This is a genomic window from Rhizobium sp. SEMIA 4085, assembly GCF_013004495.1.
Taxonomy (GTDB): domain Bacteria; phylum Pseudomonadota; class Alphaproteobacteria; order Rhizobiales; family Rhizobiaceae; genus Rhizobium; species Rhizobium gallicum.
The window spans coordinates 26,405-43,727 of sequence record NZ_JABEPH010000006.1 but is presented as its reverse complement, the minus strand read 5'-3'; the positions used below and the strand labels follow the sequence as shown (position 1 = coordinate 43,727).

The 17,323-nt window shown below is 60.5% G+C and carries 17 protein-coding genes; 16 read left to right on the top strand and 1 reads right to left on the bottom strand.

Annotated elements, in window-relative coordinates; genetic code table 11:
* A partial coding sequence (locus C9413_RS01720; protein WP_246703677.1) for an ATP-binding protein occupies positions 1-3,137 on the bottom strand: 3,137 nt, incomplete at its 3' end.
* A 415-nt stretch (positions 3,138-3,552) separates the two neighbouring features.
* Between C9413_RS01720 and urtA the strand changes: the two genes are divergently transcribed.
* From urtA to ureG, 16 genes are all read left to right on the top strand, one after another.
* On the top strand, positions 3,553-4,845 hold the full coding sequence (urtA, locus tag C9413_RS01715) for an urea ABC transporter substrate-binding protein (RefSeq protein ID WP_039845675.1): 1,293 nt from the start codon (positions 3,553-3,555) through the stop codon (positions 4,843-4,845).
* A gap of 120 nt (positions 4,846-4,965) precedes the next feature.
* Positions 4,966-6,585, top strand: a complete 1,620-nt coding sequence (urtB, locus tag C9413_RS01710) for an urea ABC transporter permease subunit UrtB (protein WP_039845674.1) — start codon at positions 4,966-4,968, stop codon at positions 6,583-6,585.
* Positions 6,582-7,745, top strand: coding sequence for an urea ABC transporter permease subunit UrtC (urtC, locus tag C9413_RS01705; protein WP_039845673.1), 1,164 nt, complete (start codon positions 6,582-6,584; stop codon positions 7,743-7,745). The genes urtB and urtC overlap by 4 nt, the downstream gene beginning before the upstream one ends.
* A 6-nt stretch (positions 7,746-7,751) precedes the next feature.
* Positions 7,752-8,507, top strand: coding sequence for an urea ABC transporter ATP-binding protein UrtD (gene urtD / locus C9413_RS01700; RefSeq protein ID WP_039845672.1), 756 nt, complete (start codon positions 7,752-7,754; stop codon positions 8,505-8,507).
* A 221-nt stretch (positions 8,508-8,728) separates the two neighbouring features.
* Positions 8,729-9,424 (top strand): urea ABC transporter ATP-binding subunit UrtE, encoded by a 696-nt coding sequence (urtE, locus tag C9413_RS01695; RefSeq protein ID WP_170250131.1) that lies wholly within the window; start codon positions 8,729-8,731, stop codon positions 9,422-9,424.
* Positions 9,425-9,585: 161 nt separating this feature from the next.
* Positions 9,586-10,407 carry an urease accessory protein UreD gene (locus C9413_RS01690; protein WP_039845670.1) on the top strand — a complete coding sequence of 274 codons (822 nt, stop codon included), beginning with the start codon at positions 9,586-9,588 and terminating at the stop codon, positions 10,405-10,407.
* A 22-nt stretch (positions 10,408-10,429) separates the two neighbouring features.
* On the top strand, positions 10,430-10,732 hold the full coding sequence (locus tag C9413_RS01685; RefSeq protein ID WP_022716975.1) for an urease subunit gamma: 303 nt from the start codon (positions 10,430-10,432) through the stop codon (positions 10,730-10,732).
* Positions 10,733-10,742: 10 nt separating this feature from the next.
* Positions 10,743-10,997, top strand: coding sequence for a DUF1272 domain-containing protein (locus C9413_RS01680; protein WP_039845669.1), 255 nt, complete (start codon positions 10,743-10,745; stop codon positions 10,995-10,997).
* A gap of 11 nt (positions 10,998-11,008) precedes the next feature.
* Positions 11,009-11,314, top strand: a complete 306-nt coding sequence (locus tag C9413_RS01675) for an urease subunit beta (protein WP_039845668.1) — start codon at positions 11,009-11,011, stop codon at positions 11,312-11,314.
* Between the two features lie 23 nt (positions 11,315-11,337).
* Positions 11,338-11,751, top strand: a complete 414-nt coding sequence (locus C9413_RS01670) for a lysozyme inhibitor LprI family protein (RefSeq protein ID WP_039845667.1) — start codon at positions 11,338-11,340, stop codon at positions 11,749-11,751.
* 11 nt (positions 11,752-11,762) lie between these two features.
* Entirely contained in the window at positions 11,763-12,386 is a 624-nt protein-coding gene (locus C9413_RS01665) for a hypothetical protein (protein WP_039846892.1), read from the top strand.
* A 3-nt stretch (positions 12,387-12,389) separates the two neighbouring features.
* Entirely contained in the window at positions 12,390-14,102 is a 1,713-nt protein-coding gene (gene ureC, locus C9413_RS01660; protein ID WP_039845666.1) for an urease subunit alpha, read from the top strand.
* A gap of 343 nt (positions 14,103-14,445) precedes the next feature.
* Complete coding sequence (locus C9413_RS01655; protein ID WP_039845665.1) at positions 14,446-15,312, top strand: GGDEF domain-containing protein; 867 nt, start codon at positions 14,446-14,448, stop codon at positions 15,310-15,312.
* A 78-nt stretch (positions 15,313-15,390) separates the two neighbouring features.
* Positions 15,391-15,870 (top strand): urease accessory protein UreE, encoded by a 480-nt coding sequence (gene ureE, locus C9413_RS01650; protein WP_039845664.1) that lies wholly within the window; start codon positions 15,391-15,393, stop codon positions 15,868-15,870.
* 6 nt (positions 15,871-15,876) lie between these two features.
* Positions 15,877-16,548 (top strand): urease accessory protein UreF, encoded by a 672-nt coding sequence (locus C9413_RS01645; RefSeq protein ID WP_039845663.1) that lies wholly within the window; start codon positions 15,877-15,879, stop codon positions 16,546-16,548.
* A 76-nt stretch (positions 16,549-16,624) separates the two neighbouring features.
* A complete protein-coding gene (ureG, locus tag C9413_RS01640; protein WP_039845662.1) occupies positions 16,625-17,236 on the top strand; it encodes an urease accessory protein UreG in 612 nt (203 codons plus the stop codon).
* Positions 17,237-17,323 lie beyond the last annotated feature (87 nt).

The window sequence follows — 17,323 nt, the reverse complement described above, 5'->3', positions numbered from 1 at the left end:
CAGTCGGAATCGCGCCACTGCACGCCAAGAGGCAGCGCGGCGGTGCAGTCACCCGTGTTGATACCGCCCGTCGTGCCGGTGGCAGCGCGGTGGCTGCCGTCGCTGTCGGCGGCAGCTGCCGCGTCTCCGATATTGGCCGAGAGCATGACGATCGGGGAGGTCTGGCCGGTTTCGCGCAGGCGCGATACGAGTTGCCAGCCGTTCATGCCGGGCATCGAAATGTCGACGAGGAAGAGGTCCGGCTGGATGCCTTCGATCAGAGTGAGGCAATCGGGCCCGTTGCCCGCCGTCAGCATGACGAAATCGAGCGGCACCAGGATTTCTCGCATCATTTCGCGATGATCTTCGTTGTCGTCGACGACGACGATCGTCCGACGCGGGCCGTCATAGCTGACGATTTTCTTTTCCTGCGGCGGCGGGATCATTTCGCGCGTCACGGCAAATAGCATCAGGCGAACGCGGAAGGTCGAGCCCTTGTCCTTCTCGCTGACGACGGCGATTTCACCGCCGAGCGTGTTGGTGAGGAGTTGCGTGATCGTCAGGCCCAATCCAAGCCCCGGCATGGGGCGGATGCTGTCGGCCTCACCCCGCTGGAAAGGTTCGTAGATGCGGCTCAGGTCCTTTTCGGCAATGCCGCGACCGGTGTCGGAAACGGTGAAGGTCGCAACCTGGCTGCGATAGCTGACATCGAAAGTCACGCTCCCCTCATCGGTAAACTTGATGGCGTTCGAAAGCAGATTGACGAGGATTTGACGCACGCGTTTCTCGTCGGTGCGGACGAACTGCGGCAGGGACTGAGAGCGGTCATGCCTGAAAGCAAGACCCTTTGCGTGGGCCTGCGGGCGGAACATGTCGACGATCTGGTCGAGGAAATCGTGGATGTTGATCTCATTCGAATAGACCTGCAGGCGGCCCGCCTCGATCTTGGAAATGTCCAGCAAACCGTCGATCAGGCCGGAAAGATGCTCGGCGCTGCGGCGGATGACCTTGATGGATGACTGGCGCGGTGCAGGTATGGTCTCGTCGCGCTCCAGAATCTGGGCATAGCCGAGCACGGCGTTGAGCGGCGTACGCAACTCATGGCTCAAGCCCACGACATAGCGGCTTTTCGCCCGGTTCGCGGCTTCTGCCGCCTCCTTGGCATTCTGAAGCGCTGCGTCGGTCTTTTTGTGCGCGGCGATTTCCCTCAGCAGCAGAGTATTTTGACGCGAAGATTCCTCTTCGGCGACGACGCGGCTGTCATGCGCGAGCACGTAAAACCAGCAGACGACGCCGGCGATCACCGAGAAGACGAAGAAGACGATCAGGATCGTGCCGTTGACGACCTCCGCCGTTTCGGGAGAGGCCGAGGCGACCTGATGGGCAATCATCGCAAGGATTACGCCGACAGCTGTCAGGGCCAGAACCACGGCGATGCCGTAACGTCCGAGGCGGGTCGACAATTTCTCGATCACCGTTTCCGGCAGCAAGGTCTTGGCGACGGTGCCAACCTGCGTGTTGAACCGCGCCTTCGGCTTGCACATGTCGTGGCAGCGGCTGTCGAGCGAGCAGCAGAGCGAGCAAATCGGCGCTGCATAGGCCGGGCACCAGGCCATGTCTTCCGGCTCGAACGGATGTTCGCAGACGGAGCAGGTGATGTTCGGCAAGTTCTTCCAGCTGTGACGCGGTTTGCGCGCCAGATAGAACTTGCCCTTCGTCGCCCAGGCGATCAGCGGCGAGGCTGTGAGCGCGATCACTAGCGTGATGTAAGGTGCAAGCGAAGCGGCGATTGCGCCGAAGGCGCCGAAATGCGCAATCAGCGCCATCGTCGCCGAAAGACCCATTGCGCCGAGGCCGACCGGGTTGATGTCGTAGAGATGTGCGCGCTTGAACTCGATGCCGGGCGGCGCAAGGCCGAGCGGCTTGTTGATGAAGAGATCGGCCGAAATCGTGCAGAGCCAGGCCATGGCGATGATCGAGAATATCCCGAGCGTTTCCTCAAGCAGCCGGTAGATGCCGAGTTCCATGAGAAGCAGGGCGATCGCCACGTTGAAGATCAGCCAGATGACGCGGCCGGGGTGGCTGTGGGTCAGGCGCGAAAAAAAGTTCGACCATGCGAGCGACCCGGCATAGGCGTTCATCACGTTGATCTTCAACTGGGAAACGACGACGAAGGCCGCCATCAGCAGCAATGCCCCGTTGTGCCAAGGGATCATATAGCCGAAAGCGGTCAGGTACATCTGCGCCGGATCGGCGGCGCGGTCGACGGCCACGCCGGCACTTAACGTCAGCACGACGAGAAAGGAGCCGGCAAGCAGCTTTGGTGCGCCGATGATCACCCAGCCGGGGCCGGCCAGAAAGACGGCGAGCCGATGACGCAATTTGCGCTGCCCGTCCGGCGGCAGGAAGCGGAGAAAGTCTGCCTGTTCGCCGATCTGGGACATGAGGGCAAGGATCACGGCCGAAGCAGCGCCGAACTCCATCAGATTGAAATCCGCGATTGTACCTGGCGGGCCCGAAGCGTGACGAATGCCGGCGAAGGCGCGCCAGAGATCGAATTTTTCCCAATCCAGGATCGCGATGAAGATGAAGGGAAGGATATTGAGCACGATCCAGAAGGGCTGGGTGACGAGCTGGAACCTGCTGATCAGCTTGACACCGTAGGTCACCAGCGGGATCACCATGACGGCGCTGACGATGTAGCCGATCCAGAGCGGGATGCCGAGCGTCAGTTCCAGCGCGCCGGACATGATCGAAGCTTCGATCGCAAAGAGCATGAAGGTGAAGCTGGCATAGATCAGCGAGGTGATCGTCGAGCCGATATAGCCGAAGCTTGCGCCGCGCGTCAGAAGATCGATGTCAACGCCGTGCCTGATTGCATAGCGGCTGATCGGTAGGCCGATCGCGAGCATGGCGATCGAGGCGACGACGATCGCGAAGAAGGCGTTGGTCGGGCCATAGGAAAGCGTGATCGCACCGCCGATCGCTTCGAGCGCGAGAAAAGAAATCGCACCGATTGCGGTCTGCGAGATGCGCTGCGAGGAAAATTGCCGGGCGCTCTTGGCGGTAAAGCGCAACGCATAGTCTTCCAGCGTCTGGTTCGCGACCCAGCGATTATATTCGCGTCTCACCGGAATGATGCGTTGGCGCGCTGCCATGCCTATTTTCTAGCGCTTTCGATAAAATGATCATTGAATAGGCAGCTTTGGCAGGAATGACGGAAAACGCAAGAGCTGCAGCCTAGCAAGTTCACACAACAGCTATATTTTTGAAACGCGTCTGTCACAGCCAAATCCTACCGCTCCGGCATTCCTTCCCGAAAATTCGGAAATCCACTATGTCTGTGTTGCGCCATCGCCTCAACGGCTGCACGGCAGCGGTGACGCTCAAGACCTTTCCCTTACGGTGAGGTCCAAATCGCCGCCGCGTCTCGCGCCGATCTTCCCATTTCGCCCCTACCTCTACGTCATATTGCGTATACGGTTTTGCGCTGCAGCCCCCGATAGTTCTTTAAGCAACAGTTAATCTCCGTTTCCGGCCTGTTGCGGAACAAGAAGAGGGGAGTTCAACCAGATGAATCTCAAGTCCTATGTAACGGGCGCCGCGCTTGGCGTCGTCATGGCGGCGTCAGCCGCCTTCCACGGAGCCGCTGCTGCCGACGACACGATTAAGGTCGGCGTTCTGCATTCGCTCTCCGGTACCATGGCTATCTCCGAAACGACGCTGAAAGACGCCATGCTGATGCTCATTGATGAGCAGAACAAGAAGGGCGGCCTTCTCGGCAAGAAGCTCGAAGCGGTTGTCGTCGATCCAGCCTCCGATTGGCCGCTGTTTGCCGAAAAGGCACGCGAGTTGATTGAAAAGGACAAGGTTGCCGCCGTCTTCGGTTGCTGGACCTCGTCTTCGCGCAAATCGGTCCTGCCGGTTTTCGAAGAGCTGAACTCATTGCTCTTCTATCCGGTTCAGTATGAAGGCGAAGAGTCTTCGCGCAATATCTTCTACACGGGCGCTGCTCCGAACCAGCAGGCGATCCCGGCCGTCGACTACCTGATGGAAAAGGAAGGCGTAAAGCGCTTCGTGCTTGAAGGCACCGACTACGTCTATCCGCGCACCACCAACAAGATCCTGGAAGCCTACCTGGTATCCAAGGGCATTCCGAAGGAAGACATCATCGTCAACTATACGCCGTTCGGCTTCTCCGACTGGCAGACGGAAGTCTCCAAAATCAAGGAATTCGGCTCGTCCGGCAAGAAGACCGCCGTCGTCTCCACCATCAACGGCGACGCCAACGTTCCCTTCTACAAGGAACTCGGCAACCAGGGCATCAAGGCAACCGATATCCCGGTTATCGCCTTCTCGGTCGGCGAAGAAGAGCTTGCCGGCCTCGACACCAAGCCGCTCGTCGGTCACCTCGCAGCCTGGAACTACTTCGAGTCGGTCGAAAGCCCGGCCAACAAGAAGTTCATCAAGGAATGGCACGCCTTCACCAAGAACGACAAGCGCGTGACCAACGACCCGATGGAAGCCGCCTATATCGGCTTCAATGCCTGGGTTAAGGCTGTTCAGGCTGCCGGAACGACCGATACCGACAAGGTTCTCGACAGCATCATCGGCACCACGGTTCCGAACCTTTCCGGCGGCTATGCCACCGTCATGCCGAACCACCACATCACCAAGCCGGTGCTGATCGGCGAAATCCAGGCTGACGGACAGTTCGAAATCGTCCAGGAAACGTCAGCCGTCGTCGGCGACGAATGGTCCGACTTCCTGCCCGACTCCAAGGACCTGATCTCCGATTGGCGCAAGCCCATGAACTGCGGCAACTTCAACGTTGCAACGGGCAAGTGCGGCGGCAAGGGCTCCTGAGTACGAACCCGATCCGTTGACTGCCTGAAGCCTTCCGTCCGGATCCCTTGTCCGGGCGGAAGCTCCGTCCCGACCGATTGCTGCCCACAGGGCCAACGACAAGCCAGGCGAGAGAGCCCCATGTTTCGCGCCATCAAGATTTTCCTTTTGACGATCTGCCTTGCCTTGCCGACGTTCGCCACGGCGCTCGAGGCGCAGGACGATGTCCACGCCCTTGTCGATGCACTCGGCACCGGCGGGTTTCCGGAGCGCGAGGCTGCCATCAAGGCTCTTGTGGCTTCAGGAGATCCGCATGTCGGCCAGATCCTGCAGCAGCTGAGTGACGGCCAGCTTTACGTGAATTCCGAAGAAGGCGGCCCCGTTCTCCTGCAGGGTGGCTCCGACCACGAGCCGACCTATTCCGACCCGATCACCGGCGAGGCTGTCGCCGATATCGATCCGGACTACATGTCCAAGGTCAAGATAAACAATTCCCTGCGCGGCGTGATCGCCAGCGCCATGAGCACGCTGACGCTGCTGAGCCCGGACCGTTCAGCACGGCTTTCCGCCGCTCAAGGGCTGCTGAAAGATTCCGACCCTTCCAATCTCGAGCTTCTGAACTCGGCGCTCGCCGATGAAAAGGATGCCGAAATCAAGAACACGATGGAAGCGGCCCGCGCCGTCATGATGCTCAAGAGCGATGTCAGCGCCGAAGACAAGAAGGCGGCGATCGATACAATCGCGGCGCGCGGTGATCGCAATGCGCTCACAATCCTGACCACCGCGATGGAGACTGCACCCGACGACCTGAAGGCCGGCATCGAGGCCAATATCGCCGCTATCAAGCGCAATCTGGCGCTCTGGGATATCGTGCAGAACGTCTGGTACGGCCTGTCGCTCGGCTCGGTGCTGCTTCTCGCGGCAATCGGGCTTGCCATCACCTTCGGTGTCATGGGCGTCATCAACATGGCGCATGGCGAAATGGTGATGATCGGCGCTTACACGACCTACGTCGTGCAGGAACATATCGCGTCGAACTTTCCCGACCTTGCAACCTATTCCCTGGTGATTGCGATTCCGGCGGCCTTCCTATTCACCGGCTTCGTAGGCCTCGTCATAGAGCGCATGGTCATCCGCTATCTCTACGGCCGCCCGCTCGAAACGCTGCTGGCGACATGGGGCGTGTCCCTCATCCTGCAGCAGGCGGTTCGCACCATCTTCGGCCCGACCAACCGCGAAGTGCGCAATCCAAGCTGGATGTCCGGCGCCTTCGAACTCGGCGGGCTGTCGATCACCTGGAACCGCATGTGGATCATCGTCTTTTCAATGATCGTCTTCGTGACTTTACTGCTGCTTCTGAAGCGCTCCGCCTTCGGCCTGCAAATGCGCGCGGTCACGCAGAACCGCCGCATGGCGTCGTCCATGGGTATCCGCACCGGCTGGGTCGATGCCTTCACCTTCGCGCTCGGCTCCGGCATCGCGGGCATGGCGGGTGTGGCGCTTTCGCAGATCGACAACGTCTCGCCGAACCTTGGCCAGAGCTACATCATCGACAGCTTCATGGTCGTGGTCTTCGGCGGCGTCGGCAATCTTTGGGGCACGCTGGTGGGCGCGTTGTCGCTCGGCGTCGTCAACAAGTTCCTGGAGCCCTTCGCTGGCGCAGTGCTCGGCAAGATCCTCGTCCTCGTCCTCATCATCCTCTTCATCCAGAAGCGTCCGCGCGGGCTCTTCGCACTCAAAGGAAGGGCGGTGGAAGCATGATTACGGCGTTCCTTCTCCGGTCTCTCGATCGCAAGATTTCCATTGCCATCGCCATCTTGTTCATGGTCGCCGTGCTGGTGCCGGTTCTGAACCTCATGACAGGTCCGGCGAACCCGTTGCATATCCCGACCTACATCATGGCGCTGTTCGGCAAATATCTGACCTATGCGCTGCTGGCCCTGGCCCTCGATCTCGTCTGGGGCTTCTGCGGCATCCTTTCGCTCGGTCACGGCGCCTTCTTCGCGCTCGGCGGTTACGCGATGGGCATGTATCTGATGCGCCAGATCGGGTCGCGCGGCGTCTATGGCGACCCGATCCTGCCCGACTTCATGGTGTTCCTGAACTGGAAGGAACTGCCCTGGTTCTGGTACGGCTTCGACCAGTTCTGGTTTGCAGCGCTGATGGTGTTGCTGGTGCCTGGGCTGCTCGCCTTCGTCTTCGGCTGGTTCGCCTTCCGTAGCAGGGTCAACGGCGTCTATCTCTCGATCATCACCCAGGCAATGACCTATGCACTGCTGCTTGCCTTCTTCCGCAACGACATGGGCTTCGGCGGCAATAACGGCATGACGGACTTCAAGGACATCCTCGGCTTCAACGTGCAGGCCGACGCAACGCGCGCAGCACTCTTCGCCGCGACCGCAAGCCTCCTGGCACTGTCGCTGCTGATTGCTTCGGCCATCGTGCGTTCGAAGTTCGGCAAGGTGCTGGTCGGTGTGCGCGATGCGGAAAGCAGAACGCGCTTCCTCGGCTACCGCGTCGAACACTTCAAGCTCTTCACCTTTGTCGTCTCGGCGATGATGGCGGGTATTGCAGGTGCGCTTTACGTACCGCAGGTTGGCATCATCAATCCCGGAGAATTCGCACCGGCAAACTCCATCGAGGTCGTCATCTGGACCGCCGTCGGCGGCCGCTCGACGCTGATTGGTCCGATCATCGGGGCTATTCTGGTCAATGGCGGCAAAACCATCTTCACGGGCCTTTTTCCTGAGTTCTGGCTCTTTGCGCTCGGCGGTCTCTTCGTTGCCGTCACGCTGTTCCTGCCAAAAGGTATCGTCGGCACGATCGCCCCGTACCTTGGCAAGAAGAAGCCGAGGGCGGAAACCGCGCCGCTTGCATTTCAGGAAGAAGGCGTCGATGCAAAAATCCAGGCAGCGGAGTGAGCGGCTATGATCCCGGATATCAAACCCAACAGCGTGCTCTACCTCAACAACGTCTCGGTTTCCTTCGACGGCTTCAAGGCACTGAACTCGCTTTCGATCGTCATCGAGCCCGGCGAGCTTCGCGCCATCATCGGCCCCAACGGCGCCGGCAAGACGACGATGATGGACATCATCACCGGCAAGACGCGGCCTGACGAGGGCGAGGTTTATTTCAACGGCGAGATCGATCTCACCAAGAAAGATGAAGCCGATATCGCCCAGCTCGGCATAGGCCGCAAATTCCAGAAGCCGACCGTCTTCGAAAGCCATACGGTCTGGGACAATCTGGAACTCGCGCTGAATCGCAAGCGCGGCGTTTTTCCGACGCTCTTTTATCGCCTCTCGTCCGACGACAAGGCGCGCATCGAGGAAATCCTCAAGACCGTGCGGCTGACGCATCGTAGCGACGAGCTGGCAGCCAGTCTGTCTCACGGGCAGAAGCAATGGCTGGAGATTGGCATGCTGCTCGCACAGGAGCCGAAGCTGTTGCTGGTCGACGAGCCGGTTGCCGGTATGACCGATGCCGAAACCGTGGAGACGGCGATCCTGCTCCGGGAAATCGCCAAGACTCGTTCAGTCGTCGTCGTCGAGCATGACATGGGCTTCATCCGCGACCTCGGCGTCAAGGTGACCTGCCTGGCGGAAGGCTGCGTGCTTGCCGAAGGGTCGATCGATTTCGTGAGTTCCGATGCGAAGGTGATCGAAAATTATTTGGGGCGATGAGGGATGATTGATCTGTTTGTCGTTGGCAGGGCGCTGAGCCTTCCCGAACCCCTTCCCACAAGGGAGAGGGGTCTAACCGGGTCGTTCCCTCATTGCCATGATTACCCGCTTTTGCATGGGTTGATGGAAAGCGAGACGGTCGCTTCCAGTCAGCCACTGCCCCTTGTGGGAAGGGGTTGGGGAGAGGCCCTTGAACCCGCAACGCGCCAGGAGGCGGCCTCATGCTGACAGTCGAAAACGCAAACCTGCACTATGGCGCCGCACAAGCGTTGCGCGGGATCTCGATCAAGGCGGAGATGGGTAAGATCACTTGCGTGCTGGGGCGGAACGGCGTGGGGAAGAGTTCTCTTCTGCGCGCCGTCACCGGCCAGCATCTGCTGTCGGCCGGAACCGTGAGCTTCAATGACGTGGCGTTGAACGGCCTGCCGCCTTATGCGCGCGCCAAGCAGGGTATCGGCTATGTGCCGCAAGGGCGCGAGATTTTCCCGCTGCTCACCGTCAAGGAAAACCTCGAAACCGGCTTTGCTCCGCTTGGCCGCCGCGACCGCAACATTCCCGACGATATCTTCAGCCTCTTCCCGGTGCTGAAGTCGATGTTGTCCCGTCGCGGCGGCGACCTTGCCGGCGGACAGCAGCAGCAACTGGCGATCGGTCGGGCCATGGTGACGCGGCCGAAGATCCTTGTTCTGGACGAGCCGACGGAAGGCATCCAGCCGTCGATCATCAAGGATATCGGCAGGGCAATCCGCTATCTGCGCGACTCGACGGGCATGGCGATCTTGCTCGTAGAGCAGTATCTCGACTTCTGCCGCGAGCTTGCCGACTACGTCTACATCATGGACCGCGGCGAGATCGTCCACGAGGGTTTGGCCGAAACGCTCGATACGCCCGAGGCCAGGCGCCACCTGACCGTCTGAGCGGCATGTGCCGCTTTCCAAGGCAGCTTCCATGTTCTGGGCAACCCTGTCTGCCGCCGTTCCTTCAAGATCGGCAGGCGGCATAAAAATTGCTTGCTTTCAATTATTTGCGGCATTGAATGAGAACGGCCGGGCAAACGGCGAAGGCACAAGGGGATGGAATGACGATCGCGGCGGCAATCACCGGGCCACAAAGGGCACAGGGGCGCGGGCACCTGGCCGCGAAGCTGCTGGACGGACGGGCGCGCATCCGCGAACTCTATCAGGAAGGTGCCGCCAAAATACGCCTCCCGGAGACTTTCGATGCTTCCATGGAGGCGGTCATCATCAATACGGCGGGCGGGTTGACCGGAGGCGACCAGATGAACTGGAGCGTCGTTGCAGGTCCAACCACGCGTATCGATGTGACCACACAGGCCTGCGAGAAGATCTACAAGGCATCCGCTGGAACGGCCGAAGTCACGACAACGATCGAGGCCGGCGCGAATGCACGGGTCGACTGGCTGCCGCAGGAGACGATCCTGTTCGATCGCGCCTCGCTGTTCCGCCGCCTCGACGTCGATCTCGACGAGACGGCGGAGTTCCTGGCCGTCGAGGCGATCCTGCTCGGCCGCAAGGCGATGGGCGAGAAGATGGAGACCGGCCTTTTCCGTGATCGCTGGCGCATTCGCCGCGCTGGTAGGCTGATCCATGCCGAGGAGTTGCGGCTTGATGGCGCCATCGGCGCGCTGACTGCTCGCCAGCCCGTCCTCAGCGGACAGGTGGCCTTTGCAACGTTGCTCTATGCCGGGCCGCTTGCAGAAGCCTATCTCGCGAGCGTGCGCCCGCTGCTCGGCGGACAGGCGGCAGGCGCCAGCGCTTGGAACGGCAAGCTCGTCATTCGCGCTGCAGCCGCTGACGGCTTTGCCCTCAGAAAAATCCTGATCCCGGTTATTTCCGCCTTGCGCAACGGTGCGCCTGTGCCGAAAGTCTGGAATCTCTAGTTTCAAAGCAGATGGATGGACGATGAACCTCACTCCGAGAGAAAAAGACAAGCTGCTGATCTCCATGGCGGCGATGGTGGCGAGGCGCCGGCTCGAACGCGGCGTGAAACTCAATCATCCCGAAGCGATCGCGCTGATCACCGACTTTGTCGTGGAAGGCGCCCGTGACGGCCGCCCGGTCGCCGAACTGATGGAAGCGGGCGCTCATGTCATCGGCCGGCATCAGGTGATGGAGGGCGTGCCCGAGATGATCCATGATGTGCAGGTGGAAGCGACCTTCCCGGACGGCACCAAGCTCGTCACCGTCCACGAACCGATCCGCTGAGGAGGTCGCAATGCTCGAACTTCGTCCGAACTGCGAATGCTGCGACAAGGACCTGCCGCCGGAAAGCCGCGAGGCAATGATCTGCACTTTCGAGTGCACTTTCTGCGCCGACTGTGCAAGCGATGTGCTCCAGGGCGAATGCCCCAATTGCGGCGGTGAGTTCACTTGCCGCCCGGTGCGCCCGGCCGCCATGCTCGCCAAATATCCGGCATCGACGAAACGTATCTTGAAGGCCGAGGGCTGCGTGCCCGTGAAGGCGGCGTGAGGAAAATTAAGATGATCCCAGGCGAAATCATTGCCGCAAGCGGCGACATCGAATTAAACGCCGGTGCACCGACCGTCATCATTGAAGTGTCGAACACCGGCGATCGCCCGGTGCAGGTCGGCAGCCACTACCATTTTGCCGAAACCAATGCCGGCCTCGCCTTCGATCGCGACAAGGTGCAGGGCATGCGCCTCGACATCCCGGCGGGCACGGCCGTGCGTTTCGAGCCGGGTCAGACGCGTTCCGTGACGCTGATCCCGCTCTCCGGCAAGCGTGAAGTCTATGGCTTCCGCCAGCTCGTGATGGGCAAGCTCTGAGAAGGAAAACCGGGAGGAAGTCGATGCGGTTGAATTTGTACCTGACCGGTGCCGCGGCGGGAATGATCGTGGCTGGTGCCGCGCAGGCCCAGGAGCCGGATTGCAAGAACCCGAAGACGCAGGCCGACATGACTTTCTGCGAGCAGTCTCGATACGAGGCGGCCGACACGGCGCTCAACGAGCAGTGGAAGAAGACGCGCGCAGCGCTCGCGGCGACCGACAAGGATCTGGACGAGAAGGATCGCGGAGCCGAAAAAGCGCTGCTAACCGCGCAGCGCGCCTGGATATCCTACCGGGACGCCCAGTGCGAGGCTTACGGCTTCCAGGCGCGTGGCGGCACGATGGAGCCTATGCTGGTCGCAGGTTGCCTTGCCAACCTGAGCGATGAACGCACCAAGCAGCTCAAAGAGCTTTTCGACGCGGTGGGACAGAGGTGAGCCGCAAGATCATGATCGTCGGCAATGGGGAAATCGGCGAGGCGGGAGCAGCGGCAATCGCGGCTGCGGACTTCGTGATCCGTTTCAACGAATGCCGCTCGTATGCCGCAAGCCCCGGCCGCACCGACGTCGTCGCCGTCTGCAACACCGGGCGCCCGGCCAAGGCGATGTTGGGTTCGGATACGTGGCGGACGCACCCGGCCGTCATGGAGGCGTCGGAAATCTGGAGCGTCCGCGACCCCGAAAAATTCAACGTCTTGCGTGCGCCGCTCGCCGTTTCGCATCCGGAGCTCGACGACTTCTGCGACGATTATACGATCCACTTCAACGTCTTCTGTGAGGACGCTGGCAAGGAACATATAGTCGTTAAGAAAGTGATTCATGAAGCAGTCGACGACGCCCTGGCTACCTTTGATCCCGCGCCTTATGTCGTTCCGAGCAGCGGCATGATTGCGATTGCCGCGACCTTCCGCAGGTTTCCGAAGGTCGAGATCGGCCTTGCCGGCTTCAGTCATTCCGGCTGGGAGTGGCATCCTTTCGCCGCCGAAAGGCAGCTTGTCGACAGCTACATCGCCAATGGCCGGCTGACGCGCCATCCTGCCGATACGTCTCTTTCTTCCTCCCAAGGAGCCTGACATATGCCCCACAAGATTTCCCGCGCCGCCTATGCCAGCATGTTCGGCCCGACCGTTGGCGACAAGGTACGCCTGGCCGATACCGAGCTCTTCATCGAGGTCGAAAAGGATTTCACGACCTATGGAGAGGAGGTGAAGTTCGGTGGCGGCAAGGTGATCCGCGACGGCATGGGGCAGAGCCAGGTGACGCGCGCCAACGGTGCGGTCGATACCGTCATCACCAATGCGGTGATCGTCGATCATACGGGCATCGTGAAGGCCGATATCGGCCTCAAGGACGGACGGATCGTCGCGATCGGCAAGGCCGGCAACCCGGACACGCAGCCGGGCGTCAACATCATCGTCGGACCAGGCACCGAGGCGATCGCAGGCGAAGGCAAGATCGTGACGGCCGGCGGGATGGACAGCCACATCCACTTCATCTGCCCGCAGCAGATCGAAGAAGCGCTAATGAGTGGTCTTACCTGCATGCTCGGCGGCGGCACCGGCCCAGCGCATGGTACATTCGCGACGACCTGCACGCCCGGCCCGTGGCACCTCGCCCGGATGATCGAGGCGGCCGACGCCTTCCCGATGAACCTCGCTTTCGCCGGCAAGGGCAATGCATCGCTGCCCGGCGCGCTAGAGGAAATGGTGCTTGCTGGCGCCACCTCGCTGAAGCTGCACGAAGACTGGGGCACGACGCCCGGCGCGATCGACTGCTGCCTGACGGTTGCCGACCAATATGACGTGCAGGTGATGATCCATACCGACACGCTAAACGAAAGCGGCTTTGTCGAAGACACGATCGGCGCCATCAAGGGCCGCACGATCCATGCCTTTCACACGGAAGGGGCAGGCGGCGGCCACGCGCCGGACATCATCAAGATCTGCGGCCAATCGAACGTCATCCCATCTTCGACCAATCCTACGCGGCCCTACACGGTCAATACGATCGCCGAACATCTCGACATGCTGATGGTCTGCCATCACCTTTCGCCGTCGATCCCGGAAGACATCGCCTTTGCCGAAAGCCGCATCCGCAAGGAAACGATCGCAGCAGAAGACATCCTGCACGATATCGGCGCCTTCTCGATCATCTCGTCGGACAGCCAGGCCATGGGCCGTGTTGGCGAGGTGGCAATCCGCACGTGGCAGACGGCCGACAAGATGAAGCGCCAGCGAGGCCGTCTGAAGGAAGAAAAGGGCGATAATGACAATTTCCGTGTCCGGCGCTACATCGCCAAATACACGATCAATCCGGCGATTGCTCACGGCCTTTCCCATGAGATCGGCTCGATTGAAGTCGGCAAGCGCGCCGACCTCGTCATCTGGAACCCCGCCTTCTTCGGCGTGAAGCCAGACATGGTGCTGCTCGGCGGCTCAATTGCCGCTGCACCTATGGGCGATCCGAACGCCTCCATCCCGACGCCGCAGCCGGTGCATTATCGGCCGATGTTTGCCTCATACGGCAAGAGCCTCACCAATTCCTCCGTCACCTTCGTTTCCCAGGCGTCGCTCGATGCCGGGCTGAAGGGAAGGCTGGGTGTCGCCAAGGATCTCGTTGCGGTCAAGAACACCCGCGGCGGCATCTCCAAGGCATCGATGATACACAACAGCCTGACGCCGCATATCGAGGTGGATCCCGAAACCTACGAGGTGCGCGCCGACGGCGAACTGCTCACCTGCGAACCGGCAACCGTGCTGCCGATGGCGCAGCGCTACTTCCTTTTTTAGCAAACCAGGAGCGCCGGCTTCGTCCGCTGGCGCTCTTAAAGCGCCGCATCAAAATTGCTCATCATAAGGTTGTATAAAGCGATGAAAATTTGTCGCCAGAACGATCACTTCCGATTGCGACGCCGAAATCCTGTCGATTTATAATAGTCTTTTATTTTCAATAGCTTGGATTTATATTGGAGGCTATCGGTTTTGCTTGCTGCGGCGTGCGTTCGGAGCAAGAAAAGAATACAACATTAAATCGTATAAACTCGTTCCAATTTTAACGAATCGCTTAAGAAGCCGGCAGGAGTTGAGCACTAATCAGATATCTCCGGGGATGCCGAGCTGGAGGTTGATTCTCATGAGGAGCTGGATTTTTCTCCAGGCTGAACTTGGCAATTTTCACCATCGCGGCACGATTTTCAGCTTTGCGCTGAAGATGGGTTTTGCCGCCGTTATCCTGTCGATCCTGTTGATCCTCGCAGTGATGCCGTTGCTTGCCTTCTTCGGCGTGCTGCCCTTCACGCTCGCTCTTACCATCAGCTACAGCATTGCACTGTCCTGGCTTCTCAGTGGCATTGTCTGCGGAATTCTCTCGCTGATCGTCGGCCATGCAATGCACCAGCTGACGGTATCGCGCGCGGAGTTCGAAAAGCTCAGCCGGATCGATACGCTGTCCGGCCTGTTGAACCGCCGTGCGTTTGCGGAAGCGCTCAACGGCATCGATGACGGCGCCTCGCTGGTGATTTTCGATGTCGATCGATTCAAGGCGATCAACGACCGTTTCGGCCATGCCTGCGGCGATGCCGTCATCATAGCCGTTTCCGCAATTCTCGCCTCGGCATTCGACGGTTCTTCGGTCGTTGCCCGTCTCGGAGGCGAAGAGTTCGGCGTTATCGTTTCAGGCGGTGACGTCGAGGAACGGCTGCAGAAGATCGAAGCGGTGAAGACGCAGATTGCCCGACGGTCGATCGCTGCCGACGGCTGCGACATATCGATCACTATTTCGGCCGGTATTGCCGATCTTCTGCCTGGGCGCAGCAAGGAGGCCGTTTATGCGTCCGCCGACAAGGCGCTTTATCTGGCAAAAGCGCTCGGCCGCAACCGCGTTGTTCATGAAAGGAACGCGCTCGACCACACATGGCATCACCATCTGGTCGAGGGCGGCCTTGGCGTCCAGGGTGCAGTGCCAGATTTTAACGATACGCAACGCGCCTATGGCATATAACGGCCGCGCGAAAGCATTGGGCCTTGCGCTGCCAGGCGCTATTTTGCATGGTCTTGATCTCACAGAAACGGACATGTCATGCAGCGCGTCACCTCCTATCTTCCGGCCGGAACCCCGTCTTCCAATCCTATCGGCAAAGTCGTCCTGCCGCATGATCTGAGGCATTTGCGTCGTAAGCTCCTGCATCTCGATAACGGCGACATGGTCATGCTCGACCTGAAGGAGCCGGTGCTGTTTGCAAGCGGCGACATGCTGGTGCTGGAGGACGGCGAACTCATCGAAATCCAGGCTGCGGACGAGAAGCTTTTCGAGATCAGGGGCCGGGACCGGCTGCATCTCATCGAGCTTGCCTGGCACCTCGGCAACCGCCATCTCGGCGCGCAGATCGAAGAGGAGCGCATTCTGATTCTGCGCGACCACGTGATCCGGTCGATGCTCGAAGGGCTCGGAGCGACGGTTAGCGAGGTCGCCGAGCCTTTCCAGCCCGCCCGCGGCGCCTACCATTCACACGGCGGCCACTCACATGGGCACGACCACGGCCACCACGCGCATGATTGAACTGCAATGAGTGAGAGCGGCGACCTGCAGGCCTTGCTGCGTCTCATGGCATGGCTCTCGCCGGCCTTTCCGGTCGGCTCGTTTGCCTATTCCGGCGGGCTCGAGCGCGCCGTCCACGACAGGCTTGTTACGGATGCAGCCTCGCTGGACGGATGGATCGAAACGCTACTTTCCCATGGGAGCATCTGGAACGATGCCGTGCTCTTTGCAGCGAGCTGGCGTGGGCAATCGGATGCAGGAGTGCTTGCGGAGCTTGCCGCGCTGGGGGAGGCCCTTGCCGGCTCGCGGGAGCGCCATCAGGAGACCACTCTGCTCGGCGATGCCTTTCTGGCGGCGGCGCGCGCCTGGCCCGATACCGTCGTTGATCGCCTGCCGCGGGCTGTTGCCTATCCCGTTGCCGTCGGCGCAGTCGCCGGCGCGCATGGCATCGAACTGCAAAATGCGCTTGCAGCCTTCCTGCATGCCTATGTCTCGCAATCGGTCTCGGCGGGCATCCGGCTCGGCGTTGCCGGGCAGAAGGACGGCGTGGCTATCCTGGCGCGGCTGGAAGAGGCGATCGCCGCGACGGCTCATCGTGCGTCCGGCTCGACGCTTGACGATCTGGGTTCGGCGGCGGTTCAGGCGGATATCGCCTCGCTGCGGCACGAGACGCAGACAACGAGGCTCTTCCGCTCCTGATCGGAGCATCTGCGCTATTTGCCGGTGGCAGCGCCGTTATCCGGACGCTATCATCGGTCGAATTGGAGTGTGACAGATGAAATCAAGAAACGGACCTCTTCGTGTGGGCATCGGCGGGCCTGTCGGCTCTGGAAAGACGGCGTTGACGGAGAAGCTCTGCAAGGCGATGCGTGACGACTATTCCATCGCCGTCGTCACCAATGACATCTATACGACCGAGGACGCCGAAGCGCTGATGCGCATGCAGGCGCTGCCATCTGACCGCATCGTCGGCGTGGAAACCGGTGGATGCCCGCATACGGCAATCCGCGAAGATGCGACGATCAATCTCCAGGCGATCGCTGGCCTGAATGAGCGCATTCCGGACCTCGATGTCGTCTTCATCGAATCCGGCGGCGACAATCTGGCAGCGACATTTTCGCCCGATCTGGCCGATATCACCATCTATGTGATCTCCGTCTGCCAGGGCGAGGAAATCCCCCGCAAGGGCGGGCCGGGCATCACCAGGTCGGACCTTTTGGTGATCAACAAGAAGGACCTCGCACCCTATGTCGGCGCCGATCTCGACGTCATGGACCGCGACGCGGCGCGCATGCGCGAGACGCGTCCTTTCGTCTTCTCTGACATGAAGCGTGGCGAAGGCATCGGCCCCATCGTAAGCTTCCTGAAGGAGCAGGGCGGGCTCTAAGAACGGACGCGTCCCCGGTTCCTGTATCTCCACATTGGCGACAGCGTTCGTCAGCCTCGTCGTCCGTGGGCAGGAAATGCGTTTCCC